Source organism: Providencia sp. wls1922, assembly GCF_009706505.1.
Taxonomy (GTDB): domain Bacteria; phylum Pseudomonadota; class Gammaproteobacteria; order Enterobacterales; family Enterobacteriaceae; genus Providencia; species Providencia lanzhouensis.
Window position 1 is genome coordinate 135,115 of the sequence record NZ_WLUG01000092.1, and the last position, 24,893, is coordinate 160,007.

Sequence of the window (24,893 nt, forward strand, 5' to 3'; positions counted from 1 at the left end):
CCTTCTTTGTTATTAGTCAAAAAGAGTTCGACAAAATTACTCGCAGATAACGGATTAGGCAAGATGTTAACATCAAAAAAATCCCTAGTTTTCACGCTAGGGATCTCTTTTTAACCAATGATTGTCTTTGAATAACTTAATAAACAGGCAATAAACCTAACAGAGACAAAATATGGGCTGCTGCGTTAATCAAACCAAATAAGATTACGAACCCAATCACAAAGCTTCCGCCGGGTGTTCGATAGCTATTATTAGGAAAACGCTTACGGCTTGCTCTTGCCATCATGGCAGGGACAATGACCGCCCAAATAGTGGCTGCAAGTCCTGCAAAACCGATGGCATAAATAAAGCCGTCAGGGAACGCTAAACCTAAAACTGTTGGCGGTAAGAAAGTAATAATGACTGATTTAAATCGCCCTTGATGGCTATCGTTAAATTTAAAGAAGTCAGCGATAAAATCAAATAAGCCGAGGGATACGCCTAAAAACGAGCTAGCTAATGCCATGTAAGAGAACAGCGTTAAAAATTGTGAAATAAAGCTACTCTGTGCGGAAATATTCATTTGATTCAGTAACGCACCAATATTGTTACCATTTTCTCTGATCGCAATAAAGGATGAGCGCGGAATATTACCCTGAATAGCATACTGCCATAAGATATAGATAGTGACGGTAATTCCTGCACCGTAGACTAAGCTCAACATGACACTACGGCTATCTTTATTGTAGTACTTCACTAATCCCGGCACGTTACCATGATAACCAAAAGAGGTCAGTAAATAAGGCAATGCAGCTAATGCATAAGGTAAATATTCACTGTGGCTATTTTCATATTGGTCGAAGAGAACTAAAGGCGAAGCGGTTGTGACCATGCCACCAATAGACATGACGAACGTGATCACCATCCCACCAATTAAAATCGTACTTAACCTATCAACCGCGCGGGTAGATAACCAAACAAAAAACGCGATAACGACTGCAAAAACAAAGCCTGAGAGTGCTTGTGGAACTTGAACATATTGAGAAATGTTCTCTGTAATAATTGAACTACCTGCCGAAATATAGGCATAGGTCAAAATATATAATACAAACGTAATGGAGAGGGTATTAATGGTATTCCAGCCGGAGCCTAATAAATCTTTTACCATGGTATGAAAACTAGCACCTGCAGGGTAATTCATATTGGCTTCTAAAATCATTAATCCTGATAATAACATACAGATAAATGTGTAGATCAGTAAGACAACTGAACCGGAAAACCAAACACCTGAAGTCACCATTGGAATAGAAAACATACCTGCACCGACTGCGGTACCGGCTATGATCATTGAACCGCCTAAAATAGAGGGGCGCTTTGGTGGTTTTGTTACATCGGCTTCCATGATGACTCCTGAATGATTGTTTCACTGTACTAGCTGAACGATACATTAGGACTGAAATAATGTAAACATCTAAAAGATAATAAAATAAAAAATAATTAATGGTGATTACTATATGCACAAATAGGATAAAATTTGTGCATATGGGGTTTAGTGGTGAGGCTGATAAAAGCGTTTGTTGAGCCATAGCTCAATGGTATTACGGCTAGCTTCAAAATGAGGCTCAGGTAATGGGTCAGTTGGGGAGATCCACAACAGGCTTTCGCATTTATCCGCTTCCATGATCTGTGGGGCTTTTTCTCCGTTATATTCCACATGCATGCAGATGGAAACGGTATGTTTTCCTTCTTGTTGGAAGGTTTCGATATTATTGCTGATACCAAATACGGTTGGGGTCTCGATATCAATACCAATCTCTTCTTTTATTTCACGGATTGCACAGGCTTCGAAAGATTCTCCTGGGTCAACATGGCCTCCGAAAATAGACCAGTAAGGCGCATGCTGACTGCTACGTTTACCTAGGAGAATTTGCCCTTGGGCGTTAGTAATCAGTACGCCGACACCAACAACAACATATTGAGGATCCGACATTATTTTTCCTTCTTCTTATTTTTATAAAGGAAAGAATTTTGCCACGTTACTTTCAAATTACAATCAGGAAAAAATACAAATATCACTGAAACTAACAGTTATTAGTGTTATAACTATGCCCTGAAAATCTTGTGATAAGACCGTCTGCACGAAGACAATAATGATAAGGGAGATAAGTGGTTATGACTCGCCGGGTTGCTACAATTACATTAAATCCTGCTTATGACCTTGTGGGGCTATGCCCTTCCATCGAAGTCGGTGAAGTCAATTTAGTTAAGACCGCTAGTCTCAATGCTGGAGGCAAAGGGGTTAATGTAGGAAAAGTCCTGCGTGACCTCGGTATTGATATCACTGTTAGCGGCTTTATGGGTAAGGACAACCAAGAAGAATTCCAACACTTCTTTAGTGAAAATGGCATGGCAAACCGCTTTAGCATGGTGCCAGGTCGTACGCGCATTAATGTTAAGCTCACAGAAAATAACGGTGAATCGACAGACTTTAATTTCTCTGGTTTTGATGTCAGTAAAGAAGATTGGAACCGTTTTTCCACAGAATCCCTTAATTGGCTTGGTCATTTTGACATGGTGGTGGTAAGCGGAAGTCTACCTAATGGGATTGAACCTGAAGAATTCACACGTTGGATGACTCGTCTGCGTCAATTATGCCCTTGTATTATCTTTGATAGTAGCCGCGAAGCATTAAAAGCGGGTCTGAAAGCATCTCCATGGTTAGTTAAACCTAATCGTCAAGAGTTAGAAACATGGGTAGGGCGTAAATTACCTGATTTAAAAGATGTTATTGCGGCGGCACATGAGCTGCGTGATAAAGGCATTTCTCACGTGGTCATTTCCCTTGGTGAAGAAGGTGCTCTTTGGGTAAATGCTTCAGGATCTTGGCTTGCAAAACCGCCTCAATGTGAGGTTGTCAGTACGGTAGGTGCTGGGGATTCAATGGTCGCAGGGTTAGCTTACGGCTTATTAAATGGTGAGACTAGCGAGCATACACTCCGTATGGCGACCGCAATTTCTGCGTTATCGGTTTCTCAGCCTGATGTTGGCTTAAAAAATCGTAATAAGCTGGCGGATATGATGGCGAAAATTGAGATGAAATCATTGTAAATATTGTACGATTATTTCATTGAGAAGGCGGCTATAGAAGGCCGCCTTTTTGTTTGCGATGGTTTTTGTCTATTAGCTGTCTTAGCTATTTTGTTGCGATTTTAACCATGCAATCTCTTGTGGCCAAATATCGGGATTGATGGTCTCTAAAATCAGCGGGATACCATCAAAACGTGGGTCTTTCATGATATAGCTAAATGGTGCATAGCCAATATTGCCTTCACCTAAGCTATGATGGCGGTCAACACGGCTGGCAAATTCACTTTTCGCATCATTAAGATGCATACCTTTTAAGAATTCAAAGCCCACAATGTCAGAAAATTGTTGGAATGTTTTCTCGCAATCTTCTGCTGTGCGCAGGTCATAACCTGCGGCAAAGGCATGGCACGTATCAATACAAACACCGACACGGCTTTGATCTTTAACGCGTTCGATGATTTTAGCTAGATGTGTAAAATCAAACCCCAGATTTGTCCCTTGTCCTGCAGTATTTTCAATGACGGCGATAACACCTTCAGTTTCTTCTAAGGCGATATTGATCGATTCTGCAATACGCGCGAGGCAATCATCAACTTCAATTTGCTTAAGGTGGCTGCCGGGATGGAAGTTCAGCAGGTCAATTCCCAATTGCATACAACGCTGCATTTCATCAATAAAAGCGACGCGAGATTTCTCTAATGCTTCAAATTCAGGATGCCCCAAATTAATGAGATAACTGTCGTGGGGTAAAATTTGGTGCTTCCCATAACCGTATTTAGCGCAGTTTTGTTTGAAGCTTTTAATTGATTCATCACTAAGGGGGGCGGCTTTCCATTGACGTTGATTCTTGGTAAATAAGGCAAATGCAGTGGCTCCAATTTCATGGGCGCGAATCACTGCTTGGTCTACGCCGCCAGAGGCGCTGACATGTGCTCCAACATATTTCATGATAGACTCCTTTTTTCAGGAGTATGCCATTAATAACTAAAGAAATGAAACCAATAAAAAAATGCCGCTTATAAAAAGCGGCAATCGGAGGTGCTCAAAAAAGGAGACAAACTTAGCAAGTAGAAAATGAGGGTTAAAACACCGACTGAATAACAACGTTAATCACTATACCGCCGAAAATTAACCAAGCGAACAAGATAGCAGCCATCAATAAAGGTTTGATCCCCGCTTGTCGAATCGCACTGACATGCGTTGTCAACCCTAATGCCACCATCGCCATCGCTAATAGGATGGTATCTAACGTAATAATTTGTTTAACCAGTTGCTCAGGTAATAAGTTGAATGAGTTAAACGCGGCGACTAAGATAAAAATCACCGCAAACCAAGGGATCGTAATTTTACTTTTTTGGGCGCCTTCTTGCGTGCTGGCCGCATTTTTACGGCTAATAAATGCAGATAAGATAATTAAAAACGGCGCCAGCATCATCACGCGTAACATTTTCGCTATCACAGAAGCATTTTCTGCATCTGGACCAATAGTATGACCTGCGGCAACAACTTGGGCGACTTCATGTACGGTTGAACCGATATAAATCCCGAATGTTTCTTGAGTCGCAGGGATCCAGCCGAAATGCGCATTTAACTGATATAACCATGGGTAGACAAAAATACCAATGGTACCAAAGATCACCACGGTTGAAACGGCAACTGCGACCTTACTTGCGGACGCTTTAACGACCGGCTCGGTTGCCATTACGGCAGCTGCACCACAAATACTGCTACCCGCACCAATTAACATGGTGGTTTCATCATCAAGTTTGAATACTTTTTTACCAAGCCAATAAGCTAAGAAAAAAAGTGGAGGTTAATGTGAGTGCATCAATAATCAGTCCTGTGGCTCCCACGTCGGTAATTTGCTGAAAAGTCAGGCGAAAGCCATACAAAATAATACCGGCACGTAAAAAATAGTGCTTAGCGAATTTAATCCCTGCATCGCTACTTGTACTAATCGCAGGGTAAACGGTATTTCCCACACAAATACCAAGAAGAATAGCCAGAGTGAGCGCGCCCAGCCCGATATCCATAAACCATGATTGTTCACCAAGATATATGGCAATGGCTGTTAAAATTCCCGCTAAAATGATCCCCGGAACAAGTTTTAGAATAGGGAATGAATTATTTTGTGTGATTGCTTTGGTTCCAGTTTTATCCATGACTACACTCTTTATGACGACTTAGATTAAGTTGGAATAAGCATATAACAAAAAATGTAATAATCTAAATTGATTGTTTTTGTATTATTTATCTAAAAAATAGATTACGAGTTTCTTCTGGTATATTGCTAATAAATGATTAATATTAACAATATTATTACAACTACATAATCATCTTGGAGCTTTCTGTATGCGTATTACACTGAGGCAGCTTGAAGTTTTCACGGAAGTATTAAAAAGTGGCTCCACGACGCAAGCATCGCAATTATTAGCGTTATCGCAGTCCGCAGTGAGCGCTTCACTGACTGACTTGGAAGGGCAATTAGGTGTGCAACTCTTTGACCGTGTAGGTAAACGACTTGTCACTAACGAACATGGGCGCCTACTTTACCCAAAGGCATTAGCGTTATTAGAACAAGCATTTGAAGTCGAGCAACTGTTCAAAAAAGAGATGGGCGCAGTTCGTTTGGCGGCAAGTACCACAATCGGTAACTATATGTTGCCTGAGATTTTAGCCGGGTACCGTCATGATAATCCTGAAATTCCACTGGAATTATTTATCGGAAATACTGAGGAAGTCATTAAAGGCGTGATGGAGTTTCGGGCTGATGTGGGGCTGATTGAAGGGGTTTGCCACAGTCCTGAGCTTATTTCAAAACCGTGGTTAAAAGATGAGTTAGTGGTGTTTTCCGCGCCAAGTAACCCATTAGCACAAAAAAAAGTGACTTTAAAAGAGTTAAAAGATGCGCCATGGATCTTGCGTGAAAGAGGTTCTGGTACGCGCGATGTACTAGATCAACTACTCTTTGCTCACCTTCCAGGATTCCATATTTTAATGGAGTTAGGTAATTCTGAAGCGATTAAACATGCGGTACGTTTTGGGATGGGTATCAGCTGTTTATCTCGACGAGTGATTGCGGAGCAATTAGGGAATGGCACGCTGGTGGAGCTTGAAGTGGAAGAGTTACAACTTGAGCGTACGTTATACCTGATTTATCACCGTCAGAAGCATCTTTCTAACGCGATAACGAATCTGCTGGATTATTGTAATTGACGTTTTATTCACTATAACGTGTTTTGCTAATAATTATCGCTGGATTATGAAGGTATCTTATAACAGCAAAGAGTTGCTTAGTTCTGCCGTTTGAGTTTGTTAGAATCCCCCGCGTTATTGACTGAAAATAAAATACAGGGAACAGATGGCAGAACAACATACAACGACATCGATGAGCGGCGGACCAAGATTACGTCGAGAACTAAAAGCTCGCCACCTCGCGATGATCGCAATTGGCGGCTCCATCGGAACCGGTTTATTTGTGGCATCCGGTGCCACAGTAGCACAAGCTGGACCGGGTGGAGCGCTCCTCTCATACGCCATTATTGGTTTAATGGTGTATTTCTTAATGACCAGCTTAGGTGAATTAGCTGCGTACATGCCAGTCTCTGGCTCCTTTGCGACTTATGGCGCAAAATATGTCGATGAAGGCTTTGGCTTCGCATTAGGTTGGAACTACTGGTACAACTGGGCGGTGACTATCGCGGTTGACCTTGTAGCGGCACAATTAGTGATGACCTACTGGTTCCCAGATACCCCAGGCTGGATCTGGAGTGCTATCTTCTTAGCAATCATTTTCTTACTGAACTACATTTCCGTTAAAGGCTTCGGTGAAGCGGAATATTGGTTCTCGCTAATCAAAGTGACCACGGTGGTTATTTTTATCGTCGTTGGCGTGCTGATGATTTTCGGCATTATGAACGGCGCAGAAAACGCGGGTTGGCATAACTGGGAAATTGGTGATGCACCATTTGCTGGTGGTTTCTCTGCCATGATTGGTGTGGCGATGATCGTAGGGTTTTCATTCCAAGGTACTGAATTAATCGGTATTGCGGCGGGTGAGTCAAAAGATCCAGCGAAAAATATCCCTCGTGCGGTGCGTAAAGTGTTCTGGCGTATTTTGCTGTTTTATATCTTCGCGATTTTAATCATTAGCTTAATTATCCCTTACACTGATCCAAGCTTACTGCGTAACGACGTGAAAGACATTAGCGTAAGTCCATTTACATTAGTATTTGAGAATGCAGGTTTATTATCAGCGGCAGCGGTGATGAATGCCGTTATCTTAACTGCGGTTCTCTCTGCGGGTAACTCAGGGATGTATGCCTCAACGCGTATGCTGTACACCTTGGCTCGTGAAGGTAAAGCACCGAAAATCTTTGCTCGCCTCTCTAAAGGTGGCGTACCACGTTATGCATTGCTGGCAACCACGGTTGTGGCAGGTCTGTGCTTCTTAAGCTCAATGTTTGGTAACCAAACGGTGTATCTGTGGTTATTAAACACGTCAGGTATGACTGGGTTTATCGCGTGGTTAGGGATTGCCATCAGCCATTACCGCTTCAGAAGAGGCTATATTGCGCAAGGTAGAGATCTTAATGACTTGCCATACCGCTCTGGTTTCTTCCCAATCGGGCCAATTTTCGCCTTTATCCTGTGCTTAGTGATTACACTGGGTCAAAACTATCAAGCTTTCTTAGAAGATAAGATTGACTGGGTAGGTGTTACCGCAACCTATATCGGTATTCCTCTATTCTTAGCTATCTGGTTCGGATATAAAATCGTGAAGAAAACCTCGATTATCCGTTATAAAGAGATGAGCTTCCCGTCATATAAAGAGAATTTAGAGAAGTAATTTTCTCTTAAAATTAAGATGTTAATGGGTAATGTTGGTCAGTGAGTTTGCTGACAACATTACCCATTTTTGTTTTCTAAGGGGATGACGTTGATTGGGTGTTTTCTGGTATAACTAGCGTTGCACGCAGCACCATCTCTCCCGCATCAATTAGCGCGGACAACTCCTCTTCTGTTTCGCCCGCTCTCGCTCGTAGCGATACTGAATGCAGTAATGCGATAAGTGTTTTTACCAGTAATCGCGCATTTTCAGGTTCACGTAAGGCCGATTTTTCCTTTTCGATACAAGTGATAAGCATCGTCTCCTGTGCAAGGATAACGTCTTTTAGGAAGGCTTGTACCTGTGGGTCATCGGTTTCTGCTACGGCAGTAGAGAGCACCATACAGCCCGTTTTACCGTCTACTCCGTTATACAAGGAGACGGTGGCACGAAGCCAACGGCTAAGTCGTGCGAACAATGACTCATTTGGCGATTGCTCAGCCAGCGCAGCTGCGTAATGTGCCTGCGCGATTTCACCAAACCGTGCCATTGCTAATTCATACAGTCGCGCTTTGTTTCCAAAAGCGGCGTAGAGACTCGGCTTTTTCATCGCAGTGACGTTAACCAAATCTTCAAGTGAAGTCGCGGAATACCCCTTGCGCCAGAATAACGCCATGATGTTATTTAGTGCTTCATGGCTATCATAATTTCGTGGTCTACCTTTTTGTGCCATTTTATTACCATTCAGTACAAAAATAGTTTACTTCATTGTATATCATATATTATCTTACCGATCAGTATAATAATGGCGATTAAATAACCAAAGGTAATAGAATGAATAAATATGATTATGCTATTAGCACGGCTGCTGGGTTAACGACTCCGTCAATTCAGGCGCTGATTGCAGGGGGTAGGGCACAACAATCTTCTTTACTTAAAGTGGGTATTTTTGTCTGCCCAGGATTTATGCCAATGGATATTAATGGGGCACAATCCGTTTTTACTATTGTGGGCGCTGAAATTTATTTTATCTGGAAGCGTAAAGAGTTGCTTGAGGGCTACACAGGGTGGCCAACTATGCCAACAATGACATTCGATGAGTGCCCTGATGATTTAGATGTTTTAGTCACGGGTATGGTGCCTCCGGAGGTTATTGAAGATCCTGAAGTGATTCAGTTTTTTGCACGGGTTGGGCATACCGCAAAAACGGTGATTGGTACTTGCTATGGCTCGTTAATGCTAGGAACGGCAGGGTTATTGCGGGGTAAACGGGCAACAAGTAATAGCAATGTTGTCCCGATGCTACCAGACGTAGGGGCAATTGCTGTAGGGGGCAGCGATGTCGTCATCGATGGGTCGATTTATACCTCTGGGCCGGCAACTGGTTCATTTGACGCTTCACTGTTGGTGCTCAAAGCCTTGTGTGGGGAAGAGGTTGCCTCCCTTGTCGAATTGGCAATTGAGTATGATCCTCGCCCGCCGTTTCGTACGGGTTCCCCTGAACTCGCAGGCCCTGAAATGACGGCAATAGCACAACAGATGACTGCACCACTAAACCAACAGTATCACGCTGCGGCAAAACGCGGTTACGCACAATTTAGCCTGAATATTAATCAATAACCTTCCGTATCTACTGTCTTTTTGCGCTTGTATTTAGTCTTCCTTTGACAAGCGCTCACCTTTCTTCGTTTTTAATCGGATCTACGACTGATGAATAATCAGCCGCAGATCTTGATTCAAAAGATTTAACCTTTGACTTAAGTCACACAATTCATCAAGGAAAGTCATGAATCATTCAATAATGGTATTGATAAGTATTACCATTTACATTATTGTTACCGCCTGCGAATGAGAGTTAATTACTTAATTGATTTAGCTTCGAAAGTGGTAAACCTCAGAAAGTATCATGTCAAAAGAATAATAAACCTTTGGGGCGTTAGACGACCCATGCTGAGCATAGAAAATTCATTGTTAAGATAAAGAAATCTCTTGGAGAATTGGGAATGGTTGTTTTTACTAAAAGAAAAATAGCAGTTAGTATTATTGCGGCTATCACTGCGGTACCTGCTTTTGCGGATGACAGCAGCGATAAAATTTTTGTAACAACTGCATCAGGCTATCAGCAAAAGATTGAAGATGCGCCAGCATCAATTTCCGTTGTGACACGTGAACAGCTAGAAACTAAAGCTTATCGCGATGTGACGGATGCCCTGAAGGATGTTCCTGGTGTTCTTGTTACTGGTGGCGGTAGTAGCTCCGATATTAGTATCCGAGGAATGGATGCGAAGTACACTATGATCCTTATCGATGGAAAACGTGTGGATACTCGTAGCATCCGACCAAATAGTGATGGATCAGGTATCGAACAAGGCTGGTTGCCACCATTACCTGCTATTGAACGCATCGAAGTGGTTCGCGGTCCAATGTCCTCTCTTTACGGCTCTGATGCGATGGGCGGGGTTATCAATATTATTACTCGTCGTGTTCAGCAAGAGTGGACAACAAGTTTACGAGCAGATACTACCATTACAGAACGCAAAAATTCAGGTAATACAGGGCAAGGTAGCTTCTATACCTCGGGACCATTAGTTGATGGTTTATTAGGAATAAAGTTACAAGGTCAATATTCACACCGAAGTGAAGATAAAATTATTGATGGATTTGGTCGCCAAATTATGACTAGTGGTGGCGGTACATTATCACTGACACCAAATGAGCAAAACGCCTTTGATTTAGACTTTAAAAAAGATAACCAGCATCGTGACTATCGTGAGGGTTATACCGCTGCATATGGTGATGGTAGCGGATTTAGTAAGTACGATATGACTCATGTAGCTTTAACGCATACAGGTACTTATGATCTTGCATCGACGGACACTTATGTTCAGTACGATGAAGCGAAAAACCCAGGCCGTAAAATGACGGTAGAAGATTTAGTCGTCCGTAACCAAAGTGTTTTCTTACTGGGTGATCACAGTGTCAGTATTGGTGGTCAGTACCGTAAGGAAAAGCTAAAAGATCAAAGTAACAAGCTGCCGGGAAATAGTGAGTTAGACAGATATAGCTGGGCATTATTTGCAGAAGATGAATGGTTAATGACAAATGACTTTGCATTAACAGGTGGTCTGCGAATGGATAATGATGAAAACTACGGTGCTCATTGGACCCCCCGTTTATACGGTGTTTGGCATGCAGATGAGCAATGGACGATTAAAGGTGGTGTATCCACAGGTTATAAAGCACCAAGTTTACGTGAATCGTCGGCAAACTGGGGACAAGCAACTGGCGGTGGTAAAGGAAATGCCGTCATTTACGGTAACCCAGATCTTAAACCAGAAAAAAGTATCACTGAAGAGATTGGTGTTATTTGGAATAATCAAGATAACTTAACTGCTGGGGTTACTATTTATAATACTGATTTCAAAGATAAAATTACGGAAATCAGACGTTGTGACAATAGCATTGACACAATCAGAGACTGTACGTTAGCGGATGGTGAAGGTGATACCCCAGGTAAACCGTACCGTTTTGTTAGCGATAAAGCCAACGTTGACAAAGCAAGAATGCAAGGTGTTGAAGTGACTTTCAACTGGGGAATTCTTGATAACCTCGAATTTGCAGCGAACTATACCTATACGCATACAGAACAAAAAAGTGGCGTAAATAAAGGTAAGCCGTTGAGTAAGCAGCCTAAGCACATGGTAAATACCACCTTGACTTGGGATACAACGGAAGATTTACAAACTTGGGGTCGTATGAATTTCCGTAGTGAAACTTCAGATTATCAAGGTCGTGGTCAGCAAATGAGTAAAGGGACACCATCCTATGCAATGTTTGACCTGGGTACGAGCTATAAACTAAGTAAAAATGCCAACATTGTTGGTGGTGTTTATAACGTATTGGACCGTCGTGTAGATCAAGGCACCTATGGCGCGGAATTAGAAGGTCGTCGTTATAATATCGGCATCAACTACAACTTCTAATTAAACCATTAGTTTTTGTTTATCTAAGCCCTTTGGTTAATCGCCAAAGGGCTTTTTGTACTATTATTTAAAAAGAAAATAGATATCCAAAAAGAAAATCAGTAATTCGGAAATAAAGATATGGTTATTTATCTCTAACTGCGTCAATCTTCCTCACCGCGATATGGAGCCAAGCAGGAATAGACTATGCCCAAATTTAACCGTTATTTTAGAGCTAGTTGTCTGAGTTTTTTACTCTTTATAGGCTATATTTCCAATGCCCTTGCGGGTGATCCGGGACCTTACCGACTCGTTTTTCTCGATATTTCAGAATCACCGTATCAAGATGGACAAAAATTATTAATCGAACTGCGCAAAATGGAGAGGCTATCCTCTGTTCAAAGAGACGGCTGCTTTATGTGTAATGGCAGTGATGATGGTGATTCTGATGTGGAAGTGTTGTATGTCTACTCGGTTCCTGTGGGATTATCCATCGAAGCACTCCGTAAAGCCGTCAATGGTGATGTTGAGGCGAGAAACAGTATGCAATCGGTACTGGGTAATTTTAAAGACCAATATGATTATGGCGTGGATGGTTTATTGATTTATAACCATCAAGAGGGAAAAGTAACGGTCTATACGATGGATAACAAAGTTGGTAGTCCATTGCAGTCAGAAACCAAAGCCGTAAAAAGTAAATTACTGCACTCAAGTTTAGATATGTTATTGGAAAAAAGTGCCGCGAAATTAGACCGACCGGTTTAGCATTTTATTAAGGATAATCAATCGGCTTTAGTGTCATTTATCGTCTTAAAAGCATGTCATATTAGCTATCAGAACGGAAAGTCTAAAATTATCAGAATTTCTCATCGAAAAGGGGGCGTTTTGTTAACAAATTGGCTTGCTATTTACAGGTATGACGTGCAAAATGCGCGGACTAAAAAATGACTGATGCCTGATAAAAACCGGCATCGGTTTTTTTGCTTTTTAGGGTTCTTTCATTTTAACGGGGCCGGATATCAGGCCGGATAGATAAATAAATATTTACGTGTAGCTAATATTTCATGCTACAGCTTTGAGGAATGCTTTTATGGCTTACTTTTTCGCACTGGCAGCAGGGCCAAGCGGTCGTCGTTGCCGCATTGATGACTACGGAGCAAACACCGGCTTCGCACAGACGCTTTTCCACTTCTCTTCTTTCTTCTCTGCTTATAGGCAGATGCAAAGTCTTCCCAGTAACTGTCGATTGAGTCGAAGTACGCAATCGAAAGTTATGGGGGGGCTTTATCATGCAAAATAATTCCGTACCTTTAGATATCGGCCACAACCAAACTGGCGCCAATAACCGTGTTCAACTTGCGAAGACATTAACGCTTGTACAAGTTGTTATGATTGGTATTGCGTATATTCAGCCAATGACTATCTTTGATACTTTCGGAATGGTATCAGATAAGACTGGTGGTCACGTCCCGACTTCATACATTATTGCACTTGCTGCGATACTGTTTACTGCACTGAGCTACGGTAAGCTGGTTAAACGCTTCCCATCAGCGGGTTCAGCCTATACTTATGCCCAGAAATCAATGAGTCCACATATTGGTTTCCTTGTGGGTTGGACATCTTTGCTGTCCTACATTTTCATGCCAATGATCAACATCTTATTGGCGAAAATTTATTTACAAGATATTTTCCCGAATGTTGAACCTGCGTATTTTGTTATTGGTTTGGTTATTTTAATGACTGCCGCCAACTTACGGGGTATCAACGTGATTGCAAACTTAAGTACTGTAATTGCGATTATCCAAATGGGGGTAATGGCAGTATTCACAGGTTTAGTGATCCACGGCGTTTCAAATGGTGAAGGGACAGGGGAGATCTGGACATTCAATCCATTTGCGAATGAAAAAACTGAGATGATCCCGCTGATAGCTGGGGCAACCATACTCTGTTTCTCATTCTTAGGTTTTGATGGGTTAAGTTCACTGTCAGAAGAGACACCAAACGCAGGTAAAGTTATTCCTCGTGCAATTTTCTTAACTGCACTGATTGGTGGTGTGATTTTTATTACCGTTTCGTTCTTCTTACAGCAATTTTTCCCAGACGTTTCACGTTTTGCGAATATTAACGAAACACAGCCTGACATTATGCGATTTGTGGCGGGGTCATTCTTCCAAGCCATTATCCTTGTGTTCTCCTGTGTCACGGTATTAGCATCCGGTATGGCAGCTCATGCGGGTAGTGCGCGTTTAATGTATGTAATGGGTCGTGATGGTGTATTCCCAGAAAAAGTGTTCGGCTATGTTAGCCCAACATGGCGTACCCCAGCTTATAACGTCTTATTAGTTGGCTTCTTAGCCCTCGGCGCTATCTGGTTTGAGATGGATTTTGCAACAGCATTAATTAACTTTGGTGCGCTGATTGCATTCACATTCGTCAATATTTCAGTCATCAGCCAGTTCTTTATTCGTGAACGCCGAATTAAAGGCTTCAAAAATATCATGAACTATTTGATATTACCGATCATCGGTACGCTAACAGTCTGTGTGCTGTGGCTGAATATCGAAGAAGATTCAATGGTTTATGGTCTGATTTGGACGGCGGTTGGTCTGGTGTATATGGCGGTGCTGACTCGTATGTTCCGTAGGCCTATGCCGCAGATGAGCGACCTATAAATATATTCTTCATTCTTCGCGTCGTAGCGTTGTTGGCTGCACGCGCTAGCCCTAGTCACATACTTATGTATGCTCCTAGGGTCTAGCTTGCTTGCCGCCTAGCTACAACACGAATTATTTTGAATATATGTCAGCATAGCTGCCTAAATATAACTTCAAATACAGGTTGGCATCAAAATAGTTAAACTGCGAACTGAAATTGATGACTAATAAAAACAGCGCCTTTGGGTGCTGTTTTTGTTTCTAAAGGGTATTAATAATTTCTTAACATATTAATCTTATGTGATATTGTGGATGGGTTTAATGACAAGACCCTGACAGGAAGGCATGAGATGAATGATGTAAAAAATCCTGAGAACCAACGATTATTACTCACACTCAGGAACATTGTTGGCAAAAAAAATATCCTTACCGAATCCCATAAAACAGAACGTTATCGCAAAGGCTTCCGCTCAGGAGTGGGTGATGCCATTGCCGTTGTATTCCCAACCACGTTACTCGAACAGTGGTATGTATTTAAAGCCTGTGTCGAAGCTGACAAAATTGTGATCATGCAAGCGGCAAACACGGGGCTCACTGAAGGCTCAACCCCAAGCGGTTATGATTATGATCGCGATATCGTCATTATCAGCACGTTACGCCTAAACCAAATTCAAGTCCTACCCGAATTTAACCAAGTGGTTGCGATGCCTGGCAGTACGCTCTATGACCTCGAAAAAATCCTCAAACCACTGGGGCGTGAACCGCACTCCTTAATTGGCTCTTCATGTATTGGTGCATCCGTTGTGGGAGGGATCTGTAATAGTTCTGGTGGCTCCCTTGTGCGTCGTGGTCCGGCTTATACAGAGTTGGCCCTATATGGACGCGTCAATGAAGATGGCAAGGTTGAGCTGGTAAACCATTTAGGTATCGAATTGGGGAAAACTCCAGAAGAGATCTTAACCAACCTACAAAACCGTCGCTATAGCAGTGAAGATATCGAAAATAGTGAAAAGTTGGCATCCGATCATGATTACGCAGAACGCGTGCGAGATGTCGATGCAGACACGCCATCGCGCTTTAATGCGGATGAGCGTCGTTTGTTTGAAGCCTCAGGCTGTGCGGGTAAGTTAGCTGTTTTCGCTGTTCGCTTAGATACTTTCCCTGCGGACAAAGCCACACAAGTTTTCTATATTGGTTCAAACAATCCAGATGTCCTAGAAGACATTCGTCGCCATATTTTGAGTGAGTTTGAAAATTTGCCTGTCGCAGGTGAATATATGCACCGTGGCTGCTTTGATATTGCCGAAATTTACGGCAAAGATACGTTCTTAATGATCGATAAATTTGGCACCAACAAAATGCCAACCTTCTTTACCATTAAAGGGCGTATGGATGCGGTGCTGAATAAAGTACCATTTCTGCCATCAAACTTAATTGACCGCACCATGCAGCTGCTAAGCAAACTGTGGCCATCTCATCTACCACCGCGCATGAAACAGTTCCGTGACCAGTACGAGCACCATTTAATGCTCAAAATGGCGGGGGACGGTATAGATGAAGCTAAAGTTTGGTTGAAATCCTTCTTCGCCACAGCTGATGGCGGCTATTTTGAATGCACACCAGAAGAAGGTGCAAAAGCATTCTTACATCGCTTTGCCGCTGCGGGATCTGCCGTTCGCTATCATGCCGTACATAATAATGATGTGGAAGATGTCCTACCGCTAGATATTGCACTAAGACGTAATGACCGTGATTGGTTTGAAAAATTGCCACCAGAAATTGAAAATCTGATTGTGCATAAATTATATTGCGGACATTTTATGTGCCACGTCATGCACCAAGATTATGTTTTGAAAAAAGGCGTAGATCCGAAAGAGCTGAAGCAAAAAATGTTGGAATTACTGGATGCGCGAGGCGCTCAGTACCCAGCAGAGCACAACGTTGGGCATTTATATAAAGCACCGGAACAATTGAAATCGTTCTATAAAGAGTCCGACCCAACAAATACCATGAATCCAGGTCTTGGAAAGACCACTAAGCGGAAACATTGGGAAGGGGATTGTGGTTGTGACCACTAGGCCACTAAAAGATAGAAGATAATAAAATGGGTGGGTTTCCTGCCCATGAGATTGATCACAAAGAGGGATAAAAGCGTGGTTTTTCCCTCTTTGTGTTATCAGGCGAAAATCAACAAATTGATTTTCCTCGTTAATTTTACAACTCAAAAAGAGCCATTTTCATCCCTATCACTGACAATCAACTTGCTAATTCTGCGGCATAGTTCACTAAGGCTTTTAATTGCTGACAGCGTTTTTCATCTTCATGATGAACTTCCATGAGTAATTGAATTTGCTGTAGATAATCCGTTAAACGGCTCTCAGTAAAATAATCGCGGCGATGCTGTAACCAACGCTGTTGCTCATCATAAGAGAGTGTCGCAGGGAAATTGCGTGCCTTATAACGGAAAAATAGCTCCTTCATTCGCTTATCTTCAAAGCTAAGATCTAACGCAGGTAAATTCTGGGGTGGCGTTTCGCGAATAATATCCATCGTAGAGCGATCAGATGGGCTGAAAAAACCATTATAGATTTGGCTATCTACATCATTATTTTCTTCAAATTGTTGGGCGACGCTAAACAACTCAATCAGTTTATTACGCACATCAGGATTCTTACGTAACAGCTCTAAATTACGCATGCACAGGTCACGGTCAATGCCTGTACGTTCAGCATCTACTGTTCGCAAGGTCTTCTCAGGGGCAAGGATTGGGCATTTGTTAATATGTACCAGTTTAACTGGGACGGGTAGCTCGTCACCTAACTCAGCTTTCGGTGTGTATAAGCGCTCACGAAGTTCATCCGCATTTAACGTTAGTAGTGGCGACATATCTGCTGACAGGTCACACATAATCACCGCGTTTTTATTCTCAGGGTGCCAAGCGAGAGGGGCCACTAAGCTGACATAAGAGCGTACCGCGCCAAACATCCCCGATACATGAACTAACGGGGTCATATCCACGATGTCGATCAGCTGGTTAACTTTGTTTTTATTTCGCAGTTGATAGAAATAATCAAACATACGAGGTTGAGCTTGTTTCAGTAACTTAGCCATATTAATGGTGGCTAAAACGTCAGACATCGCATCATGGGCATTTTCATGAGCCACACCGTTGGCCTTGGTTAAGTGCTCAAGGCGTAAGCTAGGTAACCCGTCATCATTTTCTGGCCAATTGATCCCTTCAGGGCGCAGCGCAAAGCAAGCACGTAATGCATCCAATAAATCCCAGCGAGAATTACCTTGCTGCCAGCTATAGGCGTAAGGGTCATAAAAGTTACGATAAAAAATATTTCGCGTCACTTCATCATCAAAGCGAATATTGTTGTAACCCATAATGCAGGTGTTAGGTACGCTGAATGCGTTATGGATGCGCTTCGCAAATTCCGCTTCATTCATGCCGTTGGCCATTGCGATTTGCGGGGTAATGCCGGTTATCATTACCGCTTCTGGTTGAGGAAGATAATCATCCGTAGGTTTGCAGTAAAATACTTCAGGTTCATCGATGATGTTGAAATCTAAGTCTGTCCGCACACCTGCAAACTGAGCAGGGCGATCCAGCGCCGGATGCTTACCAAATGTTTCATAGTCATGGATAAAAAAGGTCGGCTGATTATGCTTATTTTTCAAAATGAGGTCCATCGTCGATTTAGGTGAGAAATGCAAACGCATAACGGTTTGATGCTATGGTAAACCATCTGGCAGAAAATCTAAACTTATGTGGGGGATAGCGATTGCATTATATGGGATAGACACTGAATAAGAGCCTCTTGGCCGCCATCTTCATTAGCTTCAAGCAAAGCGTGCTCTAAATAACATTTAATAAGGTGGGGTTCATTTCGTAGAAGCTCAGCGATGGCATCGCTATGAAGGCGTGTTTTATCCATATTAACCTCAAAAGTAGTCTAGAAAAATTGAGTATAGAAAATAATCTGGATCAAAAAAATAGATGAACCTATACTAGATGTAAGAATATATCTTATACGAGAAAGCTTATGGCAAGAACAATGACAGTCGATCTCGGTGATGAACTTCGTGATTTCATCGATTCATTAGTTAATTCAGGTGATTACAGAACGCAGAGTGAAGTTTTACGTGATGCCTTGCGTTTACTTAAAGAAAAGCAAGCGCAATCCCATGTGCAAGAATTAAAAGATCTTATTGCTGAAGGATTGAGCAGTGGAACGCCAATCGCTTGGGATCAAACCAAATTCCTTCAACGGATGAAAGATAAGGTTAAAAATGAAAACGATAAATCTGACCCCAAAAGCGAATGAGGATTTAGAAGCTATTTGGTGGTATAGCCAGAAGCATTTTGGGACTAAAAAGGCGGAAGAGTATCTCATTCGGCTCACTAACAGTTTTGAGTTGTTAGCTCACTATTGGTGTACAACGACGAGAGTTAGGACGAAATATATTCTCGTTACCCGTTGAGAATCATACTGTCTTTTTTATTCCTTCCAAATACTCCAAAACAGTGATCCGTGTATTGAATCAATACCAAGATGTTATGAGTAACATTAAATCAATAAAATAGCGAATGTATCTTGTAAGGTGACCCTAGAAGAAGGTATTGTGTTAATAGACAATACATTTTGATTATTGAATAGGGGATTTTAAACATGGATAACGCCAACAAACCAACTTTCCAGAATGTACTGGAATTTGTGCGTATGTTTCGTCGTAAAAATAAAATTCGTCGCGAAATCACGGATAACGAAAAGAAAATTCGTGATAACCAAAAACGTGTTTTGCTGTTAGATAACCTGAGTGAGTATATCAAACCAGGTATGTCCATTGATGATATCCATGGCATCATCGCAAACATGCGTAGCGACTATGATGATCGTATCGATGATTACATCATTAAGAATGCTGAGTTATCCAAAGAGCGTCGTGAGATCTCTAAAAAACTTAAAGAAATGGGTGAACTGGCGCGACCTGAAACTAAGTAATTGTCGTCTGATTTAATTTTAAGGAAGCTGAGCTATGTCTCAGCTTTTTTTTAGTAATAAAATGAGATGGTTCACTTAGTGATTAGTTGATTGGATTTAAAATGCATATATATTAATAACTTAATTTTATTATGAGTTTTCATTCGCATATGTGTTTTGTTATCATTAACTCTTTAGTTGGTAAGAAAGCACGCAATGAATAAACGATATTATATTAAAAATATGTACTGGGGATGGTTTATGGGTTTATTATTTTTATACTCTTGTTTAGATAATGAGCTTAAATATAAACCATTAATTATACTGATAAGTATTATTGGCATTGTAATTTTTCCGCTGGCTAAATGGGCTGTGGAAAGCTTTTTTTTAATTTTTACTACTAAAGAATTTTGGAGTAGAGGCTTGTTGATGGACACTCCAGGTAAGGCTGGAGGATTAGCTTTGTATCATGGTGTTGTTTTTTTCTTCGCAATTCCAATAACGTTAATATTTATAATAATTATCTTTATAAAAAGATGGCAGTAACCAAATGAACTGCCTTCTTGTGGCTTACTATAAACCAACTAGCTTATTTGCTTTTTCTACCAAGCTATCATCAATTAGAGACCCTATTCCGGCAAGTATAAGTCCATAGCCTAATATACCAACTGGTCCACCTAATAAAAAACTAAAACCTAAGCCAGCAATACCCGTAGCACTAATTCCTATTAATATAGTTTCTACTTTCACAAAAAATGGTCTTCAATTATCAGTTTCTACGGCTTTAACCAATTCAATTCTTAGGTCGTTAGCATCAATTGAATAGCTTACAAAGCCCATGCCTTTACTGAATTTTTTCAAGTTTTTTGCAATCTCATCAACGTTGAGTGATTCTAATGCTGATGCAATAATTTTCCGGTTTTTAGTATCGATCTTTTTATTAATATTAGTTTTATATTTATCATAAGCTCTTAATGCATCTTCAACATTACGAATCCTTTTTCCTCTGGATTGCTCCGCTATAGTTTTAGCCAGTTTTTCTGCTTTTTCTCCATAGGTATTAAAAACTTCTTTATAAAAATCAGTTGTAAATTTAACTGACTCCTTAATCTCCTCTGACTCTATTTTATTTATTTCATTTAAATCCTGCTCTATTTTCGGTTTCATCATTGGGTACAACCCGCCAAAAGAGCGCCAATAAATGGTATACATTAATTCAAGTTGTCCACTTTGATAGGCGCTTAACATTTTTTTATAAGGAGATGTCTTTTCGAAACGGCAATTACTGATCCCACAGACACCACATAATCCTTTTGCCATCGCATTCAGAATGTGGTCAGGAAGAATTCTGTTGTAACTTACATGAAGGGTTGGGAGTAGTAATACACCATCGCTTGCATAGGCATGGCCATTTTTCCAATGGTCTATTTGTGTATAATCATAATCCATAGAAATATCCTCATTAAGTGTGTTTTCCCACGGTACATATGTCTTTTATGCAAATGTACAATGCAGTTATCTACGATATTTCGTCAAAGGCTTTAAGATGATAAATTTCCTTAGTATTTAATAAATTACAACAGACTCAATTTTTATTGGGCAAAAAAAAGCCTTGATAGTTTCCTATCAAGGCTTTCGTCAGTAACTTGCTAAAATCAGAAACTAGCAGGTTTTGCCATTTCTGATGTCGCAACGTTGGCTGCTACATGTCCACCTGCGCCTTTAGATTCAAAGGTTGATGGCTCACGTTGATACTCTTTAATTTCAAAGTCTGAAGCCACTACAGCAGGCGCTGGGGCTTTCGTCATTGGTGAGTATGCATGACGTTTGTGTAAGCTAACTGCATTTGCTGTTGAAGCTGGTTCAATTACGGCAGTTTCAACAATTGCTGTAACTGCGGTTTCAATCACTACATCAGCAACGACAGGTTCAACAACAGTTTTGACCTCTTCAACGACTGCTGATTTTGTCTCTTCGATAACGTCGGCTGCGACACTCTCAACAATATTCTCAGCAACAACATTTTCAGGCACATCGCTTTCGATTGCTGCGGTTTCAACAACAACGCTGGCTTCAGTTTCTACTTTTGGTGCTTCGATAACAGTTTCAGTAACAACTGGGGCTTCAGTGAGCTCGGCTTTTACTTCAGCATGTTCAATTGGAGCAGCTACCACAGGGGCCTGAACGGTATTTTGTTGTTCCAGCATCTCTTCATTGGTCATGATAGCCATGCTTTCTTGTTGAGGCTGAACGACAGGGTAACGAATAAACACTTTACCAGAGGCTAATTCAGGGGAAGCTACAGCCGCCGCTAAAGGCATTGGTGATTTATTCAGATGACGTTCATCACGGTAACGGCGACGACGCTGACCACTCACACGCAGATGACGTGGTGAACGACGAGAACGGCGTGGAATGATGGTGTCTTGTTTTTCATCATCATCCAATTGTTCTGAGTTAGTCACTAAGTTGTCATCTTCGTCCAGCGAAACATGAGATTGTTTTTTCTCAACATTCACTGCTGCTGGTAATGCCGCAATCGGCGCAGATTTTTCTGCAACAACGGCGGTATCAGCAACCATTGACGTTTCTGCTGCTTGGTCATTGTCAGTCACACGAATTTTTTGTGTTAATTGACGACGTTGACGACGAGGAGCAACAGGACGTTGTTCTTCTTCATCTTTTTCTACAGCTGCATTATCAACAGCGGTTTGCTGGTTATCTTGCTGCGTTTTTGCAGTTTGTTGTTGACGTTTTTCATCTTGACGACGGCGACGTTCTGCACGCTGATCACGACGTTGCTGCTGATTTTCGCGGTTTGCATTGTCAGTGGTTTGCTCTTCAACTTGGTTCGTATTTTTGTTATTACGTCCCTTGTTGCGGTTGGCAGCATCTTCAGATTGTGCATTGCGATTATTACGGTTATCGCGGTTGTCACGATTGTCGCGGTTATCACGATTTTCGTAATTATCATCGCGGTCGCGACGATTGTTATTACGGCGGTCGTTATTATTACGACGACGATCATTATTGCGGCGACGGTCATTGTTATTTTGACGTGGTTTTTGAGCCGGTTTTTCAACCGCTTTTTCTTCTTCAGCAAAGAGACCTTTAAAGAAAGCAGCAATTTTGCTAAATAAACCAACTTTAGGTTGTTCATCCACTTTGGCACGAACAGGTGCTTTAGCCGGAGCTTCTTTTGGTTTCAGTGCAGGAACTTCAACTGGCTCTTGCAGTGCAAATGCTGAAATAGCAGGTTGCTCTGGTGCTTTACGCTCAGTCGTCGCTTCTTCACCGTGGTTTAAAGTTTCAGTTTCATGATACTGGGCTAAGTTGTAACTCAGAGTTTGAACTTCTTCACCTTTACGGATACGGATGACGTGGAAGTGAGGTGTTTGCATCTGGTCATTCGGTACAATCACAACGCGCACGTTACGCTGACGCTGCTCAATTTCCGTGACTGCTTGGCGTTTCTCGTTTAACAGGTATGACGCGATTTGCACAGGGACAATCGCATGCACTTCATGGGTATTTTCTTTCAGTGCTTCTTCTTCGATTAAACGCAGTACTGACAGTGACAGCGATTCGTTATCACGGATAGTCCCCGTACCTGTACAGCGTGGGCAGACGTGATGGCTGGACTCACCCAGTGATGGGCTAAGGCGCTGACGAGACATTTCTAACAGACCAAAGCGTGAAATACGTGCGATTTGAATACGCGCACGGTCTTGGCGAACGGCTTCACGTAGGCGGTTTTCAACTTCACGTTGGTGGCGAACTGGGGTCATATCGATAAAGTCGATAACAATCAGCCCACCTAAGTCACGTAAACGTAATTGACGTGCAATTTCGTCAGCGGCTTCAAGGTTAGTATTGAATGCCGTTTCTTCGATATCACCGCCACGGGTTGAGCGTGAGGAGTTGATATCAATAGCCGTTAATGCTTCGGTTGTATCGATAACTAACGCACCGCTTGAAGGTAAACGCACTTCACGCTGGAACGCCGATTCGATTTGAGATTCGATTTGATAGTGACTAAACAGAGGTACATCGCCACTATAATGTTTAATTTTGCTAGCAAAATCACCACGACCAATCGCTTCGATATGGTTACGTGCCATCTCAACCACTTTCGGGTTATCGATCAGGATTTCACCGATGTCAGGACGTAAATAATCACGGAAAGCACGGACAATCACATTACTTTCTTGGTGGATTAAGAACGGAGCTGGACGGTTTTCAGCGGCTTTTTGAATCGCTTCCCAGTGGCGTAAACGATACAGTAAATCTTGTTGCAGGGATTCTGCTGATTTACCCACACCCGCAGTACGGACGATGAGTCCCATACCATCTGGAATTTCTAAGCAAGATAACGCTTCTTTTAATTCTGTACGATCTTCACCTTCGATGCGGCGAGAAATACCACCAGCACGTGGGTTGTTTGGCATCAGAACTAAATAACTACCCGCTAAGCTGATGAATGTGGTTAAGGCTGCACCTTTATTACCACGTTCTTCTTTATCAACTTGAACAATAACCTCTTGGCCTTCTTTAAGCACATCTTTGATGTTAGGACGACCTTGGGAGTGGTAATTGCTAGGGAAGTATTCGCGAGCGATTTCTTTGATAGGCAGGAAACCGTGTCTTTCAGCGCCATAATCAACAAAAGCAGCTTCGAGGCTTGGTTCAATACGGGTGATTTTACCTTTATAAATGTTGGCTTTTTTTTGCTCATGACCTGGGCTTTCAATATCCAAATCGTAGAGTCGTTGCCCGTCAACAAGGGCAACACGCAACTCTTCCTGTTGAGTTGCGTTGATTAGCATTCTTTTCATGTTATTACTTACTCATTATTTTTTAAATAATAAAGAGCAGCGAAAGAAGGAGCTACTGTAAACCGATGGCCTCATGATTTTTACAAAGCCGTCTACCTCTCGGCAGTCGTTCGTATAGAGACGCGCAGTATTCGGTGAACCTGATTTTTAGATTAAAAATTCAGCGTTCTTAATCAGGATGCCGTAGATTTCTTAGAAAACGGAGACTCCCAACCCAATAAGCTAAAATTCGTTGCTCGCTAATTTATTTGATTTAGTTAGATGTCTTACGCCATTGCAGCATCGTTACGCCATCAAATAATAAATTCCTACAGTATTACGTCTAACTTGTATTCTACTAGCTAAAAATAATTATAGCCGAAAGTGCAAAAACACCTAAAGCTAACATAGCAAAGCCAATTTTCGTTTTTAAACATCTTGGCGCCGCTTATTATTCCATTGCCAAGTGCATTATAGCAAGTGCAACGTAAGTTATATGGAAATTTTATTAAGAAATTGAGCCAATCATGCAGAAATTGACCAATTTAAAAAAAAACATAAAAAAATTCGTGGAGTCGGTA

Annotated in this window: 18 protein-coding genes and 2 pseudogenes; 12 read left to right on the top strand and 8 right to left on the bottom strand. The window is 41.7% G+C overall.

Annotated elements, in window-relative coordinates; genetic code table 11:
- Window positions 1-136: 136 nt before the first annotated feature.
- A complete protein-coding gene (mtr, locus tag GKR71_RS11640; protein ID WP_108477943.1) occupies window positions 137-1,381 on the bottom strand; it encodes a tryptophan permease in 1,245 nt (414 codons plus the stop codon).
- Window positions 1,382-1,528: 147 nt separating this feature from the next.
- The gene (locus tag GKR71_RS11645) at window positions 1,529-1,969 is read right to left on the bottom strand and encodes a nucleotide triphosphate diphosphatase NUDT15 (RefSeq protein WP_108477944.1); all 441 of its coding nucleotides are present in this window, start codon (window positions 1,967-1,969) and stop codon (window positions 1,529-1,531) included.
- A 182-nt stretch (window positions 1,970-2,151) separates the two neighbouring features.
- On the opposite strand from GKR71_RS11645, the gene fruK reads away from it, so the two are divergent.
- The gene (gene fruK / locus GKR71_RS11650) at window positions 2,152-3,087 is read left to right on the top strand and encodes a 1-phosphofructokinase (RefSeq protein WP_036953017.1); all 936 of its coding nucleotides are present in this window, start codon (window positions 2,152-2,154) and stop codon (window positions 3,085-3,087) included.
- Between the two features lie 81 nt (window positions 3,088-3,168).
- Here fruK and nfo read toward each other — a convergent pair whose 3' ends face one another.
- A complete protein-coding gene (gene nfo, locus GKR71_RS11655) occupies window positions 3,169-4,014 on the bottom strand; it encodes a deoxyribonuclease IV (protein WP_036953020.1) in 846 nt (281 codons plus the stop codon).
- Between the two features lie 133 nt (window positions 4,015-4,147).
- Window positions 4,148-5,228: pseudogene (locus tag GKR71_RS11660) on the bottom strand (YeiH family protein).
- 190 nt (window positions 5,229-5,418) lie between these two features.
- Here GKR71_RS11660 and yieE point away from each other — a divergent pair.
- Together yieE and GKR71_RS11670 are read left to right on the top strand one after the other, a co-directional pair.
- Window positions 5,419-6,282 carry a DNA-binding transcriptional regulator YeiE gene (gene yieE / locus GKR71_RS11665; RefSeq protein WP_154634312.1) on the top strand — a complete coding sequence of 288 codons (864 nt, stop codon included), beginning with the start codon at window positions 5,419-5,421 and terminating at the stop codon, window positions 6,280-6,282.
- 145 nt (window positions 6,283-6,427) lie between these two features.
- Window positions 6,428-7,915 (top strand): amino acid permease, encoded by a 1,488-nt coding sequence (locus GKR71_RS11670; protein WP_036953029.1) that lies wholly within the window; start codon window positions 6,428-6,430, stop codon window positions 7,913-7,915.
- 76 nt (window positions 7,916-7,991) lie between these two features.
- On the opposite strand, the gene GKR71_RS11675 is transcribed toward GKR71_RS11670, so the two are convergent.
- Entirely contained in the window at window positions 7,992-8,627 is a 636-nt protein-coding gene (locus tag GKR71_RS11675) for a TetR/AcrR family transcriptional regulator (RefSeq protein ID WP_051422698.1), read from the bottom strand.
- Window positions 8,628-8,728: 101 nt separating this feature from the next.
- On the opposite strand from GKR71_RS11675, the gene GKR71_RS11680 reads away from it, so the two are divergent.
- The 5 genes from GKR71_RS11680 (at window position 8,729) to dld (ending at window position 16,588) form a co-directional block, all read left to right on the top strand.
- Window positions 8,729-9,514 carry a DJ-1/PfpI family protein gene (locus tag GKR71_RS11680; RefSeq protein ID WP_036953032.1) on the top strand — a complete coding sequence of 262 codons (786 nt, stop codon included), beginning with the start codon at window positions 8,729-8,731 and terminating at the stop codon, window positions 9,512-9,514.
- 383 nt (window positions 9,515-9,897) lie between these two features.
- Window positions 9,898-11,877: a ligand-gated channel protein gene (locus tag GKR71_RS11685; protein WP_154599453.1), complete on the top strand. Its 1,980-nt coding sequence runs from the start codon at window positions 9,898-9,900 to the stop codon at window positions 11,875-11,877.
- Window positions 11,878-12,063: 186 nt separating this feature from the next.
- Window positions 12,064-12,621 carry a hypothetical protein gene (locus GKR71_RS11690; protein WP_036953038.1) on the top strand — a complete coding sequence of 186 codons (558 nt, stop codon included), beginning with the start codon at window positions 12,064-12,066 and terminating at the stop codon, window positions 12,619-12,621.
- Between the two features lie 524 nt (window positions 12,622-13,145).
- Window positions 13,146-14,528 (top strand): APC family permease, encoded by a 1,383-nt coding sequence (locus tag GKR71_RS11700; RefSeq protein WP_036953041.1) that lies wholly within the window; start codon window positions 13,146-13,148, stop codon window positions 14,526-14,528.
- A gap of 332 nt (window positions 14,529-14,860) precedes the next feature.
- A complete protein-coding gene (gene dld / locus GKR71_RS11705) occupies window positions 14,861-16,588 on the top strand; it encodes a D-lactate dehydrogenase (protein ID WP_154634313.1) in 1,728 nt (575 codons plus the stop codon).
- Between the two features lie 178 nt (window positions 16,589-16,766).
- On the opposite strand, the gene sbcB is transcribed toward dld, so the two are convergent.
- Window positions 16,767-18,206 carry an exodeoxyribonuclease I gene (sbcB, locus tag GKR71_RS11710; RefSeq protein WP_036953047.1) on the bottom strand — a complete coding sequence of 480 codons (1,440 nt, stop codon included), beginning with the start codon at window positions 18,204-18,206 and terminating at the stop codon, window positions 16,767-16,769.
- Between the two features lie 353 nt (window positions 18,207-18,559).
- Between sbcB and GKR71_RS11715 the strand changes: the two genes are divergently transcribed.
- From GKR71_RS11715 to GKR71_RS11730, 4 genes are all read left to right on the top strand, one after another.
- Window positions 18,560-18,841, top strand: a complete 282-nt coding sequence (locus tag GKR71_RS11715; protein ID WP_036953050.1) for a type II toxin-antitoxin system ParD family antitoxin — start codon at window positions 18,560-18,562, stop codon at window positions 18,839-18,841.
- The gene (locus tag GKR71_RS20395) at window positions 18,807-18,998 is read left to right on the top strand and encodes a type II toxin-antitoxin system RelE/ParE family toxin (RefSeq protein WP_336431410.1); all 192 of its coding nucleotides are present in this window, start codon (window positions 18,807-18,809) and stop codon (window positions 18,996-18,998) included. Before GKR71_RS11715 ends, GKR71_RS20395 begins: the two co-directional genes overlap by 35 nt.
- Window positions 18,999-19,186: 188 nt before the next feature.
- Window positions 19,187-19,519: a PTS system regulator TmaR gene (tmaR, locus tag GKR71_RS11725; RefSeq protein WP_036953053.1), complete on the top strand. Its 333-nt coding sequence runs from the start codon at window positions 19,187-19,189 to the stop codon at window positions 19,517-19,519.
- A 240-nt stretch (window positions 19,520-19,759) separates the two neighbouring features.
- Window positions 19,760-20,044 (top strand): colicin E1 family microcin immunity protein, encoded by a 285-nt coding sequence (locus GKR71_RS11730; RefSeq protein ID WP_230085073.1) that lies wholly within the window; start codon window positions 19,760-19,762, stop codon window positions 20,042-20,044.
- Between the two features lie 27 nt (window positions 20,045-20,071).
- Here the strand turns inward: GKR71_RS11730 and GKR71_RS11735 are convergent.
- Together GKR71_RS11735 and rne are read right to left on the bottom strand one after the other, a co-directional pair.
- Window positions 20,072-20,947, bottom strand: a pseudogene (locus GKR71_RS11735) (colicin-like pore-forming protein).
- 206 nt (window positions 20,948-21,153) lie between these two features.
- On the bottom strand, window positions 21,154-24,333 hold the full coding sequence (gene rne, locus GKR71_RS11740; RefSeq protein ID WP_154634314.1) for a ribonuclease E: 3,180 nt from the start codon (window positions 24,331-24,333) through the stop codon (window positions 21,154-21,156).
- Window positions 24,334-24,893: the final 560 nt, after the last annotated feature.